This window comes from Brachybacterium muris (genome assembly GCF_016907455.1).
In the GTDB taxonomy this organism is placed as follows: Bacteria; Actinomycetota; Actinomycetes; order Actinomycetales; family Dermabacteraceae; genus Brachybacterium; species Brachybacterium muris.
This window is the reverse complement of sequence record NZ_JAFBCB010000001.1, coordinates 3,254,365-3,269,790: the sequence shown is the minus strand read 5'-3', so window position 1 is coordinate 3,269,790 and position 15,426 is coordinate 3,254,365. Positions and strand designations below refer to the sequence as shown.

The 15,426-nt window shown below is 70.9% G+C and carries 14 protein-coding genes; 12 read left to right on the top strand and 2 right to left on the bottom strand.

The genetic code is table 11. The features are described 5' to 3' along the window. Positions 1–207 precede the first annotated feature (207 nt). A complete protein-coding gene (locus JOD52_RS15180; RefSeq protein WP_204410911.1) occupies positions 208–2,418 on the top strand; it encodes a 3-hydroxyacyl-CoA dehydrogenase NAD-binding domain-containing protein in 2,211 nt (736 codons plus the stop codon). 134 nt (positions 2,419–2,552) lie between these two features. Further along, entirely contained in the window at positions 2,553–3,614 is a 1,062-nt protein-coding gene (locus tag JOD52_RS15175) for a hypothetical protein (protein WP_204410910.1), read from the top strand. Positions 3,615–3,684: 70 nt separating this feature from the next. Here JOD52_RS15175 and JOD52_RS15170 read toward each other — a convergent pair whose 3' ends face one another. Next, positions 3,685–4,974, bottom strand: coding sequence for an aminotransferase class I/II-fold pyridoxal phosphate-dependent enzyme (locus tag JOD52_RS15170; protein WP_204410908.1), 1,290 nt, complete (start codon positions 4,972–4,974; stop codon positions 3,685–3,687). Between the two features lie 132 nt (positions 4,975–5,106). Continuing rightward, entirely contained in the window at positions 5,107–5,763 is a 657-nt protein-coding gene (locus tag JOD52_RS17800; RefSeq protein WP_204410905.1) for a GtrA family protein, read from the bottom strand. Between the two features lie 279 nt (positions 5,764–6,042). On the opposite strand from JOD52_RS17800, the gene thiD reads away from it, so the two are divergent. The 10 genes from thiD to JOD52_RS15115 all read left to right on the top strand — a co-directional run bounded on the left by thiD (position 6,043) and on the right by JOD52_RS15115 (position 15,372). Further along, positions 6,043–6,843: a bifunctional hydroxymethylpyrimidine kinase/phosphomethylpyrimidine kinase gene (gene thiD, locus JOD52_RS15160; RefSeq protein ID WP_204410903.1), complete on the top strand. Its 801-nt coding sequence runs from the start codon at positions 6,043–6,045 to the stop codon at positions 6,841–6,843. A 374-nt stretch (positions 6,844–7,217) separates the two neighbouring features. After that, positions 7,218–8,054 (top strand): amino acid ABC transporter ATP-binding protein, encoded by an 837-nt coding sequence (locus tag JOD52_RS15155; RefSeq protein ID WP_017823027.1) that lies wholly within the window; start codon positions 7,218–7,220, stop codon positions 8,052–8,054. A gap of 151 nt (positions 8,055–8,205) precedes the next feature. Next, positions 8,206–9,198 (top strand): glutamate ABC transporter substrate-binding protein, encoded by a 993-nt coding sequence (locus JOD52_RS15150; protein WP_204410902.1) that lies wholly within the window; start codon positions 8,206–8,208, stop codon positions 9,196–9,198. A 79-nt stretch (positions 9,199–9,277) separates the two neighbouring features. After that, a complete protein-coding gene (locus JOD52_RS15145; RefSeq protein ID WP_204410900.1) occupies positions 9,278–9,976 on the top strand; it encodes an amino acid ABC transporter permease in 699 nt (232 codons plus the stop codon). After that, positions 9,973–10,800, top strand: a complete 828-nt coding sequence (locus tag JOD52_RS15140; RefSeq protein ID WP_204410898.1) for an amino acid ABC transporter permease — start codon at positions 9,973–9,975, stop codon at positions 10,798–10,800. The genes JOD52_RS15145 and JOD52_RS15140 overlap by 4 nt, the downstream gene beginning before the upstream one ends. Before the next feature lie 105 nt (positions 10,801–10,905). After that, positions 10,906–11,694 carry a class II glutamine amidotransferase gene (locus JOD52_RS15135; RefSeq protein ID WP_204410896.1) on the top strand — a complete coding sequence of 263 codons (789 nt, stop codon included), beginning with the start codon at positions 10,906–10,908 and terminating at the stop codon, positions 11,692–11,694. 224 nt (positions 11,695–11,918) lie between these two features. Next, complete coding sequence (locus JOD52_RS15130) at positions 11,919–12,782, top strand: betaine/proline/choline family ABC transporter ATP-binding protein (RefSeq protein WP_204410894.1); 864 nt, start codon at positions 11,919–11,921, stop codon at positions 12,780–12,782. After that, entirely contained in the window at positions 12,779–13,561 is a 783-nt protein-coding gene (locus JOD52_RS15125) for an ABC transporter permease (RefSeq protein ID WP_204410892.1), read from the top strand. The genes JOD52_RS15130 and JOD52_RS15125 overlap by 4 nt, the downstream gene beginning before the upstream one ends. Beyond that, a complete protein-coding gene (locus JOD52_RS15120) occupies positions 13,558–14,229 on the top strand; it encodes an ABC transporter permease (RefSeq protein ID WP_204410890.1) in 672 nt (223 codons plus the stop codon). Before JOD52_RS15125 ends, JOD52_RS15120 begins: the two co-directional genes overlap by 4 nt. Before the next feature lie 171 nt (positions 14,230–14,400). After that, positions 14,401–15,372 carry an ABC transporter substrate-binding protein gene (locus tag JOD52_RS15115; RefSeq protein ID WP_204410888.1) on the top strand — a complete coding sequence of 324 codons (972 nt, stop codon included), beginning with the start codon at positions 14,401–14,403 and terminating at the stop codon, positions 15,370–15,372. Positions 15,373–15,426 lie beyond the last annotated feature (54 nt).

The following is a 15,426-nucleotide window of genomic DNA, read 5'->3' as shown; positions in this document are numbered from 1 at the left end:
GCACCACTTGGTGGAGGTCATCTGCCGGAAGCTCACTGCTCGGCCCTCAAAGGGGCATGTTCCTGACGCCGTTCAGATGGCCTCGGCCCGGCGGGGCCGGCAGAACTCATCGTGGCCGTCGAACGGCACGCACAAATGGCCGTGCACCCACCGGGACCGAGTGGTCACGACCTTACCGAACAAGGCCGCACTAAGGATGGTGCACCAGTGAGCACCTACACCGAGCACGTCACCCGCGTCATCACCGAGGACGTCGACCACCCCGCGCTCGGCACCGTGGCGGTGCTGACCTTCGCCCCGCCGGAGGGTGAGGAGCGCCGGCCCGCCACCCTGGGCCCGCAGTCCATCGACGCCGTCACCGGCGCCATCGGTGCCGCGCTGGACCGCGCCGAGGCCGGCGAGGTGCGCGCGATCGCCATGACCGGCACCGGCAAGGTGTTCCTGGCCGGGGCGGACCTGTCGATGTTCGCCGATCCCTCCGCCGTGGACCGCGTCGAGGAGATGACCCGCGCCGCCCACGGCCTGCAGGTCCGGGTGCGTGCCAGTGCCGTTCCGATCCTCGCCCACCTCAACGGCGTGGCTCCCGGCGGCGGCCTCGAGGTGGCTCTGATGGCCGACGTGCGCACCGCCGTCCCCGGCGCCCGCGGCATCGGCCTGCCCGAGACCGGCCTGGGCATCCTGCCCGGCTGGGGCGGAACCACCCTGCTGCAGTCCGTCGTGGGCCCCGAGGTCGCCGTGCGGATGATCCTCGAGGACCCCACCCGTGACCGCCTGCTGAGCGCCGCCCAGGCGGCCGAGGTGGGCCTGGTGGACGCCCTGGCGGAGGACCTCTCCTCGGCCCTCGACGAGTTCGCCGCGATCCTCGCCGCCCGCGGGGATTCCGCCGAGGTGGTCGATGCCGCCGACGGCCCGGACACCGCGGTCGTCTCCCATGCCCACCCCCTGCCTGCCGCCGATTCCGCCGAGGCCGACGCCCTGCGGGACGCCCTGGACGCACCCCTGCCCACAGGCGAGACCCGCCGCGAGTGGACCGCCCGGATGGAGGGCCAGGGGGCTCCCGCCACGGCGCGCGCCCTCGAGCTGCTCCAGCAGCTGCCCGGCAGCGAGCTGACCGAGGCGCTCGCCCGCGAGGCCGCCACGCTCGGGCAGCTGGCACGGTCCGACGGTGCCAAGGCATCCCTGTACTCCGCCGAGATGCTGCGCCGCGGCAAGCCCGGCCGCACCCCGGTGGACGGCGCCCGGGAGATCACCCGTGTGGGCGTGGCCGGGGCAGGCCTGATGGCCTCCCAGATCGCCGCGCAGCTGGCCCTGGGCCTGCGGGTGCCCGTGGTGATGCGCGACCTCGACGAGGACATCGCTCAGAAGGGCCTGGCCGGGGCCCGCGACGTGATCGCCCAGGCCGCCGCCCGCGGCAGCCTCGACGAGGCCACCGCCACCGAGGTGGCCGGCCTGCTCTCCGCCACCGCGGACGTCGCCGAGCTGGCCGGCTGCGACCTGGTGCTCGAGGCCGTCCCCGAGGTGCTCGGCATCAAGAAGTCCGTGTTCGCCGAGCTCGAGGGTGTGCTGGAGGCCGATGCGCTGCTGGTCACCAACACCTCCTCCCTCTCGGTCACCGCCATGGCGGAGGACTTGCAGCACCCCCAGCGCGTGGTGGGCCTGCACTTCTTCAACCCCGTGGCCAAGATGCCGCTGGTGGAGGTGATCCACACCGACGCCACCGATGAGGCCACCCTGGCCACCGGCCTGGAGGTGGTGCGGCGCCTGGGGAAGTTCGCGGTGCAGAGCGCCGATGCGCCCGGTTTCATCGTCAACCGCCTGCTATTCCGCGTGCTCGGCGAGGTGCTCGCCTCCCTCGACGCCGGGGCGGACCCCGACGAGGTCAACGCCTCCCTGGACCCCATCGGCCTGCCCATGCGGCCGCTGGCGCTGCTCGACCTGGTGGGCCACGCGGTGGCCGATCACGTGGGCCAGGTGCTGGTCGCGGAGCTGGGCGACCGCTTCCACGCCTCCCCGGGACTGTCGGCCATGGTGGAGCGGAAGGCGCACTTCACCGAGAAGCGCCGCGGCAGCACGCAGCCGGTGGTCTCGCCCGTGGTCGCCGAGGTGTTCGGTGCCGGTGATGCGGCGAAGGACGGCGGGGCGGCAGGCGGCGCGAGCATGGGTGCCGGCGGTCAGGCACCGGTGGGCGAGGCCCTGCTGGAGCGTGTGCTGGAAGGGCTCGCCGAGGAGATCGCCCTGATGCTCGACGCGGGCGTGGTGGAACGGGTGGAGGACGTGGACCTGGCGCTGATCCTGGGAGCCGGCTTCCCCCGCCACCGTGGCGGCATCACCCCCTACCTGGACAGCAGCGGAGCATCCCGTCGAGGCGCCGATCGCACCTTCCATGGAGCACGGTTCGGTTCTGCGTCCGATTCGTGACCTGTAGAGGGTCATTTCCCGCATGATGTGAGCAGACAGACACGTACGATGGGGGCGCCGGGCGAAGTGCCCGGCGTTTCCGTCGTGTCATGAGAAGGGGACGGCGCTGAGAATCCGCGCCGGGGAGAGAGAACATGTCGCAGCCGCCGCAGGACCAGTGGGGTCAGCAGTCCGGAGAGCCCTACGGCCAGGACCCGAACCAGAACCCGGTCCCGAACCGGGGCCAGGACCCGAACGCAGGCTGGGGCCAGCCCAGCCCCAACGCCGGCTACGGCCAGGACCAGCCCGGGTACGGCCAGCCCTCTCCGAACGCCGGGTATGGCCAGGACCAGCCCGGCTACGGTCAGGACCAGTACGGCAACTACGGTCAGGCCTCCCCGAACGCTGGGTACGGCCAGCCGTCCGCCAATGACTACGGCGCGGGCTTCGGCCCCGACGGCCAGCCTGCCGGCGACATCCAGCAGGGCGGCAAGAAGCCCGGCTCCAAGCTGCCTCTGCTGATCTGTGCCGGCTGCGCGGTGCTGGCACTGCTGCTGGGCCTCGTGGGCGGCGGCATCTTCCTGTTCACCCGTGACGGTGGCGAGCCCACCGGCGGTGGCACCACGACCACCGAGCCCGGTGGCGATGAGACCACGGAGCCCGGTGGCAATGAGACCACGGAGCCCGGTGGCGACGAGACGACCGAGCCTGGTGGCGATGAGACCACGGAGCCCGGCGGCGACGAGACGACCGAGCCCGCAGGTGACGGCGACAAGGGCACCCGCGACAACCCCTACGCCGTGGACGAGAAGTTCACCATGCCCGATGGTGAGGGCGGCGAGGTCGAGGTCAGCTTCGGTGCCGTGAACTGGGATGCCACCGCGGAGATCAAGGAGGAGAACCAGTTCAACGAGGATCCGGGTGAGGGCGAGGTGCACATCATGGTGCCCGTGACCATCACCTACCACGGTCCCGACAGCGTCTCCCCGTCCTTCCTGCTGAGCATCGACTACGTGGTCGATTCCGGCAACTCCTTCAGCGAGGCGTCCCTGGTGGTCCCCAACGGCAGCCTGGATCAGGGTGAGCTGTACGACGGCGGTACCGCCACGTACAACGTCCCCTTCACCATCCCGGCCGACACGGTCCAGAAGGGCAAGTTCAACGTGTCCGTCCTCTTGGACTTCTCCGGCGAGGAGGTGTGGGTCGCTGCTCAGTGACCTGCGCCCTTGAGGCATTACGGCCCGCCCACCCCATCAGGGGAGGGCGGGCCGTTCGCATGGTCAGGGCTCAGCGCGCGGCCCATGCCCCCAGCCGCTCGATCGCCTTCTCGATGGTGGCGCGGTCCTTGCAGAAGGCGAACCGCAGCAGTGAGGCGGCCTCCGGAGCAGGCCCGGGCCTGCTTCCATGCGGGTGCGCTGCGGGAGCCTCCGGCGGGGCAGCGGCAGGCCGGTAGAACGCGGACAATGGGATCGCGGCTACCTGCGCCTCTCGCGGCAGACGCTCGCACAGCGCCTCGGCGTCCGTCTCGCCCAGGGGAGCGGCATCGGCCACCACGAAGTACCCGGACCCCGGCACACTGACGGTGAATCCCACCGAGCGCAGGCCTTCCACCAGAAGGTCCCGTCGCGAGCGGAGGTCCGCGGCGATGTCTGCCACCACCGACGCCGGCATGCGCAGGCCTGCCGCAACCGCCGGTTGGAACGGTGCGCCGGAGGTGTAGGTGAGCCACTGCTTCACCCCCGTGATCGCGGTGATCAGCTCCGCCGGTGCGGTAACCCAGCCGATCTTCCATCCCGTCACCGAGAAGGTCTTCCCGGCCGAGGAGATCGACACGGTGCGCTCCCGGGCACCCGGCAGCGTCGCGATCGGCACGTGGGCGGACCCGTAGGTGAGGTGCTCGTACACCTCGTCGGTCACGATCAGCGCGTCGTGGCGGGCGGCCTCCTCCGCGATCACCGTCAGCACCTCGCGGCCGAGCACCAGCCCGGTGGGGTTGTGCGGGGAGTTCACGATGATCATGCGGGTGCGGTCCCCGAACGCGGCCCGCAGCGCCACGGTGTCGACGCTGGTGACCAGATCCCCGTCGGCCCCGGGGGCGATGGCCAGCGGGACGGTGCGGTGCACACCTCCGGCCAGGGCGATCAGCGCCGCGTACTGGTCGTAGAACGGCTCCAGGGTGATCACCTCGTCACCCGGTTCCACCAGTGCCAGCACTGTCGCAGCCAGCGCCTCCGTGGCACCGGTGGTCACCAGCACCTCGAAGTGCGGGTCCCAGTCGAGCCCGTAGCAGCGCTGCTGGTGCTCCGCCACCGCCTCCCGCAGCACCGCCTCGCCTGCACCGGGCGGGTACTGGTTGCGGCCCGCACGGATCGCCTCGATCGCCGCCTCGGCCACGAGCGGGGGCGGGTCGGTGTCGGGGAAGCCCTGCCCCAGGTTCGCTGCATCGTGCTGCGCTGCCAGGGCCGAGATGCGGGCGAACACGGTGGGGCGCGCCGTGCGGGCGGGGTGTGGGCCGCCGGGGTCGGAGAGCAGGCCGGTGGCGCGGGAGGCTCGGGTCCAGGGGCCGGAGGTGTCCATGGCCCGAGTGTGTCAGAGCGGGGGGAGCGGGAGCGCAGCAACTGGTGAGCGCGGGGGAGCCGGGCTCGTTGGGCTGCTCGGGCCAGTCGGGCCTGTCGAGTTGGTCGGTCCTGTTGGGCCAGTCGGGCGCCGTCAGCGCTCCTTCGGGAACACGAACCTGCCGTAGGTGACGTACCGGAAGGAGGTGGAGACGATCTGCCCGATGGACGTGCCGGAGATGTTGTCGGCCAGCACCGAGTCCAGCCCCAGCACGTAGCGGGAGAAGCCCAGGCAGCCCAGTTGCAGTCCCGCGGCGATCACGTTGACCAGGATGAACAGCGCGATGGAGCGTGCCGTGCGGGGCCGCGGACGATCCCCGAAGGTCCACAGTCGATTGCCGAGGTAAGTCAGACACGAGGCCACCGCGATGGTCAGCAGCTTCGCGATGAGCGGCTGGCCGTGCATCAGTCCGTGGCCCCAACCACTGCCGGGGTCCCAGAACACCAGCAGGTTGTACATCGCCGCGTCGAACAGGAACACCGCCCCGCCCACGGCGAGGAACTTCAGGGTGGGACGCAGGTGCTCGGCGGCGAGCGAGGTGGGCCGCGGTGAGGTGCCCGTGGGCGACGGAGTGTCCGAGGGTGGGGAGGTGTCCGCGGGGGAGGGCGAGCCCGAAGGGGAGGGCGCGTGGGGCGCTGCGTCGCTGTCGGCCCGGCCGTCGTGCCTGCCTGTCCTGCCGTCGGCATGCCGGACGGCAGAGCGGGGGGAGGTGCCGGCCGCGTCGGCCGTCACGGCATCGGGGCTGGACACGCACGGCACTGTACCGGAGAGGTGAGTAGGATCGGGGATCGGTCGCTGCGACGGACCTGCCCCTCACGGAGGGTCCTGGGAGCGCGCGGCCCGGCCGCTGCGACGGGTCCTCGATACCGGGGAACCCTGGGAGCGCGCGGCCACCGCTGCAGGGACGGGCCCCGGGAACGGGTGGCCCTGGGAGCCCGCGGCACGCTCATCACCGGCGACCCGTCCCACGGGCACATGTCGCCGTACCGTCACGCATCACTCGGACGTATCACGTCCAGGAAGGGACCCATGACCCACGTCGCTCTCACCATCGCCGGATCCGAGGCCTCCGGAGGCGCCGGCGCCCAGACCGACCTCAAGACGTTCCACCAGCTCGACACCTTCGGCACCGCCGCGCTGACCTGCATCGTCGCCTTCGACCCGAAGAACGACTGGGGCCACCGCTTCGTACCGGTGGACCCGCAGGTGATCAAGGACCAGATCGAGGCCACCTGCGCCGTGCACGACATCGACACCGTCAAGATCGGCATGCTGGGCACCCCGGTCACCATCGACGCGGTGGCCGAGTCCCTGACCGAGCAGGCCTTCACCCACGTGGTGCTGGACCCGGTGCTGATCTGCAAGGGCCAGGAGCCCGGTGCGGCGCTGGACACCGACAACGCGCTCAAGGACCAGATCCTGCCGCTGGCCACCTTCGTCACCCCCAACCACTTCGAGGCCCTCAGCCTGTCCGGCATGGACGCGATTGAGTCGGTGGAGGACCTCACCGAGGCCGCCAAGCGCATCCACGACACCTACGACGTGGTGGTGCTGGCCAAGGGCGGCGTGGTGCTGGACGGCCCCGACGCGGTGGACGTGTTCTACGACGGCGAGCAGGTCGTCGAGCTGCGCACCCCCAAGATCGGCGAGGAGCGGGTCTCCGGCGCCGGCTGCACCCTGGCCGCTGCTGTCACCGCGGAGCTCGCCAAGGGCGCCACCCCGCTGCAGGCCGCCCAGGTGGCCAAGGATGTGGTGACCAGCTCCATCGAGCACCGCCAGAGCGGCCACACCCCCTTCGACGCCGTGTACCAGCGCGCCTACCAGGCCTGAGCTGGGCTGACGCAGGCCTGACGAGGGCTGATCCGGACTGAGCTGGGCTGACGCAGGCCTGACGAGGGCTGACACTGTTACGCGGTCCCCGTGGTGCGATCCGGATCGACTGCGACGTTATGAACAGTTCGACAGCGCTGAACTGTTCATAATGTCGCACTCGGTTTGCCCAGAGCGGCCTGCGCGGGGCCCGGTGGGTTGTAGCCAGTACCCGGGCCCCGCGCAGGCCGCCGCCAGGGGCCGCAGGTGACCATCGGGTCGGCCTGCGTCGCCCGTCACACGCGCGCCATAGTACGGTCACAAAATCGTTCCGAAGTGTGAACAAGAATCCCGAGACATGGACAACGGGTGGTCGGACCGTACATTCTCAACTCATGGAAGAGACCAGCAGCAGGCCCGACGCACCCGCGGAGCGCCCTGACTCAGCGGAGCGCCCAGGCCTCGCGGAACGCCCCGGCGCCGCCGGCCCGCAAGGCGAGCCCCTGATCTCCGTGCGTGGCGTCAACAAGTTCTTCGGCGACTTCCAGGCGCTGAAGGACATCGACCTGGACATCCACCGCGGCGAAGTGGTGGCCCTGATCGGCGCCTCCGGCTCCGGCAAGTCCACCCTGTGCCGCTGCGTGAACCGCCTGGAGACCATCACCGACGGCGAGATCCTGATCGACGGCCAGCCGCTGCCCGAGGAGGGCAAGGCACTGACGGCCCTGCGCTCCGACGTGGGCATGGTCTTCCAGAGCTTCAACCTCTTCCCCCACCTCAAGGCGATCGACAACGTCACCCTGGGCCCTCGCAAGGTGCGCGGCGTGCCCAGGGCCGAGGCCGAGGCGCAGGCCCATGAGCTGCTGGAGCGGGTGGGCCTGGCGGACAAGGCGAACTCGCTTCCCGCAGCGCTCTCCGGCGGTCAGCAGCAGCGCGTCGCCATCGCCCGGGCACTGGCGATGAAGCCCAAGGCGATGCTGTTCGACGAGCCCACCTCCGCCCTGGACCCCGAGGTCATCAACGAGGTGCTGGACGTGATGACCGAGCTGGCACAGGCCGGCATGACCATGCTGGTGGTCACCCACGAGATGGGCTTCGCCCGCCACGTGTGCGACCGCGTCGTGTACATGGACCAGGGCGAGATCGTGGAGCAGGGCGAACCCGAGGCCTTCTTCACCGCCCCCCGCAGCGATCGCGCCAAGGCGTTCCTGTCCAAGATCCTGCCCCACTGACCCCAGCCCCACTGACGCGCCAGCTCCAGGACTCCCGCCCCAGGACCCCCGCCCGGCACCCAGCAGGCCCCTCATCCAGCAGGCCGCGCCCGCCAGGCACCGCCGCCACCGACTCCCACGAACCTCGATCCCCGACGAAACGGAGAACACCATGTCCACCAGCACCTTCCGCCCCGGCCGCCGCGCCCTGGTCGCCGCCGCCGCAGCCCTGCCGATCGGTGCGGCCCTGGCCGCCTGCGGCTCCGACACCGGTGACGGCCCGTCCCTGGGGGGCGACGGCGGCAACGGCGGATCCGACGGCGGTGGCGGCGACGCCAACGCCTTCACCGACGCCGTGAACGCGGGCCCCGTGGCCGATGACGCCGCGGTCCAGGCCAGCGCCTGGGCCACCAAGATCAAGGAGGCCGGCCAGCTGAAGCGCGGCGGTACCGTCGCCAACCAGGTGTTCTCCCTGGCCGACACCTCCGGAGGCAACCCCACCGGCTTCGACGCCGGCATCACCCAGCTACTGGCCCGCTACATCCTCGGTGAGGACGGCGCGGACAAGGTCGAGTACATCGACACCACCGTGGACACCCGCGAGACCCTGGTGCAGAACGGCACCGTGGACTGCGTGATCGCCACCTACTCGATCACCCCCGAGCGCCTCGAGGTCATCAACTTCGCCGGCCCGTACTACCTCTCCGGCACCGCCATCCAGGTGCGCACCGAGGACGCCGAGTCGATCTCCGGCCCCGCCGACCTCACCGGCAAGAACCTGGTCACCCAGTCCAACTCCACCGGCATCCAGGCCATCGAGGACCACGTCACCGACCCGGGCGACGTGCAGCAGCTGCCGGACAACGAGTCCTGCGTGGCCGCACTGAAGCAGGGCCGAGCCGACGCCTACGTGCTGGACCAGGGCGTGCTGCTGGGCAACTCCAAGGCCGACCCGGACGTCACCGTGGTGGGCGAGCCCTTCGTGGACGACCCCTACGGCATCGGCCTGTCCAAGGAGAACGAGGACGCCCTGGAGTTCGTCAACACCTTCCTGCAGGCGATCATCGACGACGGCACTTGGGAGAAGCTCTGGACCGCCACCGTCGGTGAGGTCATCGACGGCGAGGCCCCCGAGCCGCCCGTCCCCGGCGAACTGCCTGCCTGATCCCATCCCGTGACCGACGGGGCCCGCCCACCGGCGCGGCCCCGTCGGCCCACCGCCCCGCATCCTCCGGAAGGGCACCATGCAAGCCATCAGCGAGAACATCCCCCTGCTGCTGCAGGGCATCGGGACCACCATCGCGCTCACGTTCCTGGGCTACCTCTTCGCCCTGATCGTGGGCACCGCGCTGGCCGTGGGCCGGGTGAGCCCCATCCCGCCCCTGCGCTGGGCCGCCACCGTGTACGTGGAAATATTCCGCAACATCCCGCTGCTGAGCCTGCTGATCCTGATCGCCTTCGGCCTTCCCGACGTGGGCCTGACCCTGCCGTACTTCTGGTGCGGCGTGCTGGGCCTGACCCTGTCCTCCGCCGCCTTCGTGTGCGAGAACGTGCGCTCCGGCATCAACACCGTGCCCATCGGCCACGCGGAGGCCGCCCGCTCCATCGGCCTGGGGTTCTTCGGGACCCTGCGCCACGTGGTGCTGCCGCAGGCCTTCCGCACCATGATCCAGCCGCTGGTGAACGTGTTCATCGGCACCGTGATCGGCTCCTCCCTGTGCTCCGCGATCGCGGTCATGGAGATCACCGGCGTCACCCAGCGCCTGAATATCCAGTACGCCCAGGCTGTGGCCATGTTCCTGGTGGCTGGCGCCGTGTACCTGGCGCTGTCGCTCGGCGGTGCCTACGTGGGCGGTGTGCTCGAGAGGTTCGCCTCCCCGGCCGACACCCGCCGCCGCAGCCCCGACCGGGAGCTCGACGTGACCGCGGGGGCCCAGGCATGAGCGCGAAGAGCAACACCGCCACCCAGGTCCTGTTCGACGCCCCGGGCCCGAAGGGCCGCCGTCGGATCCTGATCCTCTCGATCCTCAGCGTGCTGGTGATCGCGGGCCTGATCGCCCTGGGCCTGTGGCAGTTCGCCAAGAACGGCCAGCTCGACCCGGGCCGCTGGGTCGTGTACCTGCGTGCCGACTACCTGGCCTTCCTCGGTCAGGGCCTGATGGGCACCCTGAAGGCCACCGGCATGGCCGCCGTGGTCGCCTTCCCCCTGGGACTGGTGCTGGCACTTGGTCGGCACGCGCAGATCCCCGGGCTCAGCCACCTGGTGGCAGTGTGGATCGAGTTCTTCCGCGGCATCCCGATGCTGCTGGTGGTGTACGCGTTCCTGCTGGCCCTGCCGGCCTACGGGGTGAACGTGCCGCGGTTCTGGATGCTGGTGATCCCGATGATCCTGGTCTCCTCCGCCACCACCGCCGAGGTGTTCCGCGCCGGTATCAGGGCCGTGGACAAGGGGCAGCGTGAGGCCGCCGCCGCCATCGGGCTGAGCGGCTTCGACACCATGTTCAGCGTGATCCTCCCGCAGGCGGTGCGCCTGGTGCTGCCCAGCCTGATCCTGGCGCTGGTGTCGCTGCTGAAGGACTCCACCCTGGGCTTCGTGGTCAGCTACAACGAGCTGCAGTTCCAGGGCAAGACGATGGTCTCCATCACCCGCTACCTGGTGCAGACCTACGTGGTGGTCTCGGTCATCTACATCGCCATCAACTTCCTGCTCACCCGCGTGGCGCTGATGCTGGACGCCCGTATGAAGGCCCGCGCCGCCAGCAGCTGAGCCGGATCCGTCCACCTGTCGGCCGTCGTTCCGGAGCCCCCGCCGGGTCTCCCCTCCCGCCCCCACACCACACCCCGAACCCCCGTCGGAAAGCTGGTCGTTCCCATGTGCCGTCTGCTCGGCGTCGTCTCCCGCGAACCCATCGCCCTGGACCAGGCGGTGCGCGAGGAGATCGAACCCTTCACCGAACTGTCCGAGATCCATCGCGACGGCTGGGGCGTGGCCTGGTTCGAATCGGCCGACGGCGGCCACCGCCCCGCCCCGCAGATCCTGCGCCAGCTGGACGTGGCCCGCGAGTCCGCCGCCTACCGGGAGGCCCTCGCCGCCGCCCACGGCCCCATGATGCTGGTGCACCTGCGCAAGGCCAGCCCCGGCCTGCCCCTGCAGATCACCAACACCCACCCGTTCCGCGAGGGCGACGTGGTGTTCGCCCACAACGGCCAGTTCGACCTCTCCGAGGGACTGCGCGAGGAGATCCTGTCCCGCGGCGGCCGCACCCCCGAGGGCACCACCGACTCCGAGCTGTTCTTCTCCCTGATCGAGCTGCACGCCCGCACCGAGGACCCTGCCACTGCCATCCAGCTGGCCGCCTCCGAGATCACCTCGCTGTGCCTGCGGTTCGGCACCCGGGTGCCCGAGGCCCTGAACTGCCTGTACATGACCCCGGACCAGTTGATCGCGTACCAGCAGTCCGATCCCGCCCAGGCTAAGCCCCACCACGATCCCGACAACTACTCCCTGCGCTACCGGGTGGATCCGGATCGGGTGATCGTGGCCTCCTCCGGCATCCCGCAGCCCGACTACCTCGAGCTGTCCCAGGGGGACGCGCTGGTGGTGGACCGCCGCACTCTCAGCGCCGTGGTGCATCCGTCGATCGTGCCGATCCCGGCCTGAGTGCGACGATCTCCGCCTGAGCGTGCCGCAGGGTCGCACCGGCCCGCGGCCGGCGTGCGGGCGCAGGCCCACATAGGACCGCTGGCCGGCGTCAGCCAGCACGCCGACGATGGGGCAGCCCGACCGATCGGCAGACTGCCCGACCCGACACCCCGGAGCGGTTCTCGTACAGTGAACCCGCGCCTCCACGGGCGCCCCCGCCCCCATCTCGTCTGGAGCACCCGGTGATCGGATTCGAGAACGTCCGCAAGGAGTACCCCGGCGGCACCGTCGCCGTGGAGGACTTCAGCCTGGAGGTCGCCTCCCATGAGTCCGTGGTGCTGGTGGGGACCTCCGGCTCCGGCAAGACCACCCTGATGCGGATGATCAACCGCATGGTGGACCCCACCTCCGGGCGGGTGCTGATCGACGGCGACGACGTGGCGCACCTGGACCCGGTGCAGCTGCGCCGCAGCATCGGGTACGTCATGCAGGCCTCCGGCCTGCTGCCCCACCGCACCGTGTTGGACAACGTCACCACCGTCCCCGTGCTGCGGGGAACCCCCCGCCGTGAGGCCCGCTCCCGGGCCGCCGAGCTGTTGGAGCTGGTGGGCCTGGACCAGAAGCTCGCCTCCCGGTACCCCGCCCAGCTCTCCGGCGGACAGCAGCAGCGGGTGGGGGTGGCCCGCGCCCTCGCGGCAGACCCGAACATCCTGCTGATGGACGAGCCCTTCGGGGCGGTGGACCCCATCGTCCGTGCCGACCTCCAGCAGGAACTGCTGCGCCTGCAGCGGGACCTGCGCAAGACCATCGTGTTCGTCACCCACGACATCGACGAGGCCTTCCTGGTGGGCGACCGGGTGGTGATCCTGCGGCCCGGCGGCGTGGTCGCCCAGGTCGGCACCCCGCAGGAGATCCTCGCCGCCCCGGCCGACGACTTCGTGGCCAGCTTCGTCGGTGCCGAGCGCGGGGCCCGCAGCCTGCATCTCGAGCAGGTGGACGGCCGCCAGGTGGTGGTGGATGCCGACGGCCGCGCCGCAGGGGTGCTCGAGGGCCCCGCCGACGTGCTCGAGGGCCCCGCCGGCGTGCGCGGGGAGATGCGGCCATGAACTGGATCTCGAACAACCTCGACCTGATCGCGTCCTCCACCGGCGCGCACCTGGCCCAGGCCCTGCCGCCGATCCTGCTGGCCTTCGTGCTGTCGTTGCCGCTGGCCAAGCTCGCCAACTCCCGCGGCTGGCTGCGCGCCGGGGTCACCACCACCTCCGGCGTGATGTACGCGATCCCCTCGCTGCCACTGTTCGTGCTGCTGCCCGGCCTGCTCGGCACGGGTTTCCGCAGCCCCCTGAACATCGTCATCGCGCTCACCCTGTACGGCCTGGCGCTGATGGTCCCGGCAGCCTCCGATGCGTTCCGCTCCGTGGACCGTGATGTGCTGCGCTCCGCCACCGCCCAGGGATACGCCCCGATGGCCCGGTTCTTCGGCGTGGAGCTGCCACTGGCCGGGCCCGTACTGCTGGCCGGGCTGCGGGTGGTGGCCGTCTCCACCGTCTCCCTGGTCACCGTGGGTGGAGTGCTCGGTGTGTCCAGCCTCGGGATGCTGTTCATCGACGGCTTCCGCCGCGGCATCCAGGCGGAGATCCTCACCGGCGTGATCCTCACCGCCGTGCTGGCCCTGCTGCTGGACGGCCTGCTGGTGCTGGTCGGTCGGGCGCTGATGCCATGGATCCGACAGGGAAACCGGACCCGTCGGGACGGTCGCACCCGTCGGGACGGTCGCACCCGTCGGGAGGGTCTGGCCCGTCGGCCCCGGTCCAGCGGAACGAGCGGGCAGACGGGCCCCACCGACGGACCGGCCCCCGTGGCCCGACCGGAGGTGACCGCATGAACGAGAGCCCCCTCGGCCAGGCCCTGCAGTGGCTGCAGGATCCCGCGCGCTGGAGCGGACCCTCCGGAATCCCCATGCGGCTTCTCGAGCACCTCGGGTACACCGCCCTCGGTGTCGCGGTGGCCGCGCTGATCGCGATCCCCCTGGGTCTGCTGGTGGGCCACACCGGTCGCGGCAAGGCGATCGCCGTGGCCGCCGCCGGCGCTGCCCGTGCTCTGCCCACCCTGGGCCTGGTCACCCTGTTCGCCCTGATGATGGGCATCGGGCTCACCGCGCCCCTGCTCGCCTTCGTGATCCTGGCGGTGCCGTCCCTGCTGGCGGGCGCCTACTCCGCGATCGAAGCCGTGAACCCCGCCACCGTGGACGCCGCTCGCGCCCAGGGCATGACCGAGTGGCAGATCCTCACCCGGGTCGAGCTGCCGCTGGGGCTGCCGCTGCTGATCGGCGGGGTGCGAGGCGCGACCGTGCAGGTGATCGCCACCGCCATGCTCGCCGCCTACGTGGGCAACGGGGGATTGGGGCGCTACATCTTCCTGGGGCTCGGGTCCCAGGACTACCCGCAGATGATCGCCGGCTCCCTGCTGGTGATCGCCCTGGCGCTGGTGCTGGACCTGATGCTGCTGCTCCTGCAGCGCGTCACCGCACCGCGGGGGCTCAGCGCGGCGTGACCGAGCGGTCCGACGCGGCGGCCTGGGTGGAGACCCCTCCTGCCTCTGCGCATCGAGCGCGGACCCAGCCCGGGTACGTACGCTGTGAGTGTCCGCTGACAGGACGCGACCTGCCGTTGCCGTTCGCATCCCCTCTCGGCGTCCTCGACCCCTGACCTGAAGGAGCACGCCATGACCACCCGCAGCACGCGACGCACACTGTTGGGACTGCTCGGTGCCGGGGGTGTCGCCGTGGGCGCGGCCGCCTGCTCCAGCTCCGATCCCTTCGAGGGGGACTCCCCGCAGGGCGGTGACGGAGGCAGCGGCAACGGCGGCTCCGACGGCGGTGGTGCGGCGGGCGGCGCCGGCGGCACCCTGGTGGTCGGCTCCCAGGCCTACTACTCCAACGAGATCATCGCCGAGCTGTTCGCCCAGGTGCTCGAGGCCGGCGGCTACACCGTGGAGCGGCAGTTCCAGATCGGCCAGCGCGAGGTCTATGTTCCCGAACTGGAGAACGGCTCCCTGGACGTGCTGCCCGAGTACCTGGGCAACCTGCTGCAGCACTACCAGCCCGACGCCCCCAGCGCATCGCCGGAGGAGATCCGGTCGGCCCTCGGGGAGGCCCTGCCGGACTCCCTGCGCGTGCTCGACTTCGCCGAGGCCTCCGACCAGGACTCCTACACCACCACCGCCGCCTTCGCGCAGGAGCACTCCCTGACCACCATCGCGGACCTCGCCGGCATCGCCGATCTGAAGATCGCCGCGAACAGCGAGTTCGAGGTGCGCCCCTACGGGCCCGAGGGTGCCAAGAGCATCTACGGGGTTGACGTCACGGTGGTGCCTGTAGAGGACTCCGGCGGCCCCCTCACCGTGCAGGCCCTCACCAGCGGCGACGTGCAGCTGGCCGACATCTACACCGCCGACCCCGCCATCGCCGCCAACGACCTGGTGGTGCTGGAGGACCCGGAGTCGATGATCCTCCCGCAGAACGTGGTCCCCCTGGTCACCGAGAAGGTGGACGAGGCGGCCGCCGCCGCCATCGGCACGGTGATCGAACAGCTCACGGCCGACGACCTGGTGGCCATGAACCAGCGCAGTGTCGAGGAGCAGGCCAACTCCGCCACCATCGCCACCGACTGGTTGGTGGAGAAGGGCCTGGTCTGAGGGCTTTCCAGGGCCGCCTGAGTGACAGATCCAGACTCGTGGGGCATGGTGGCG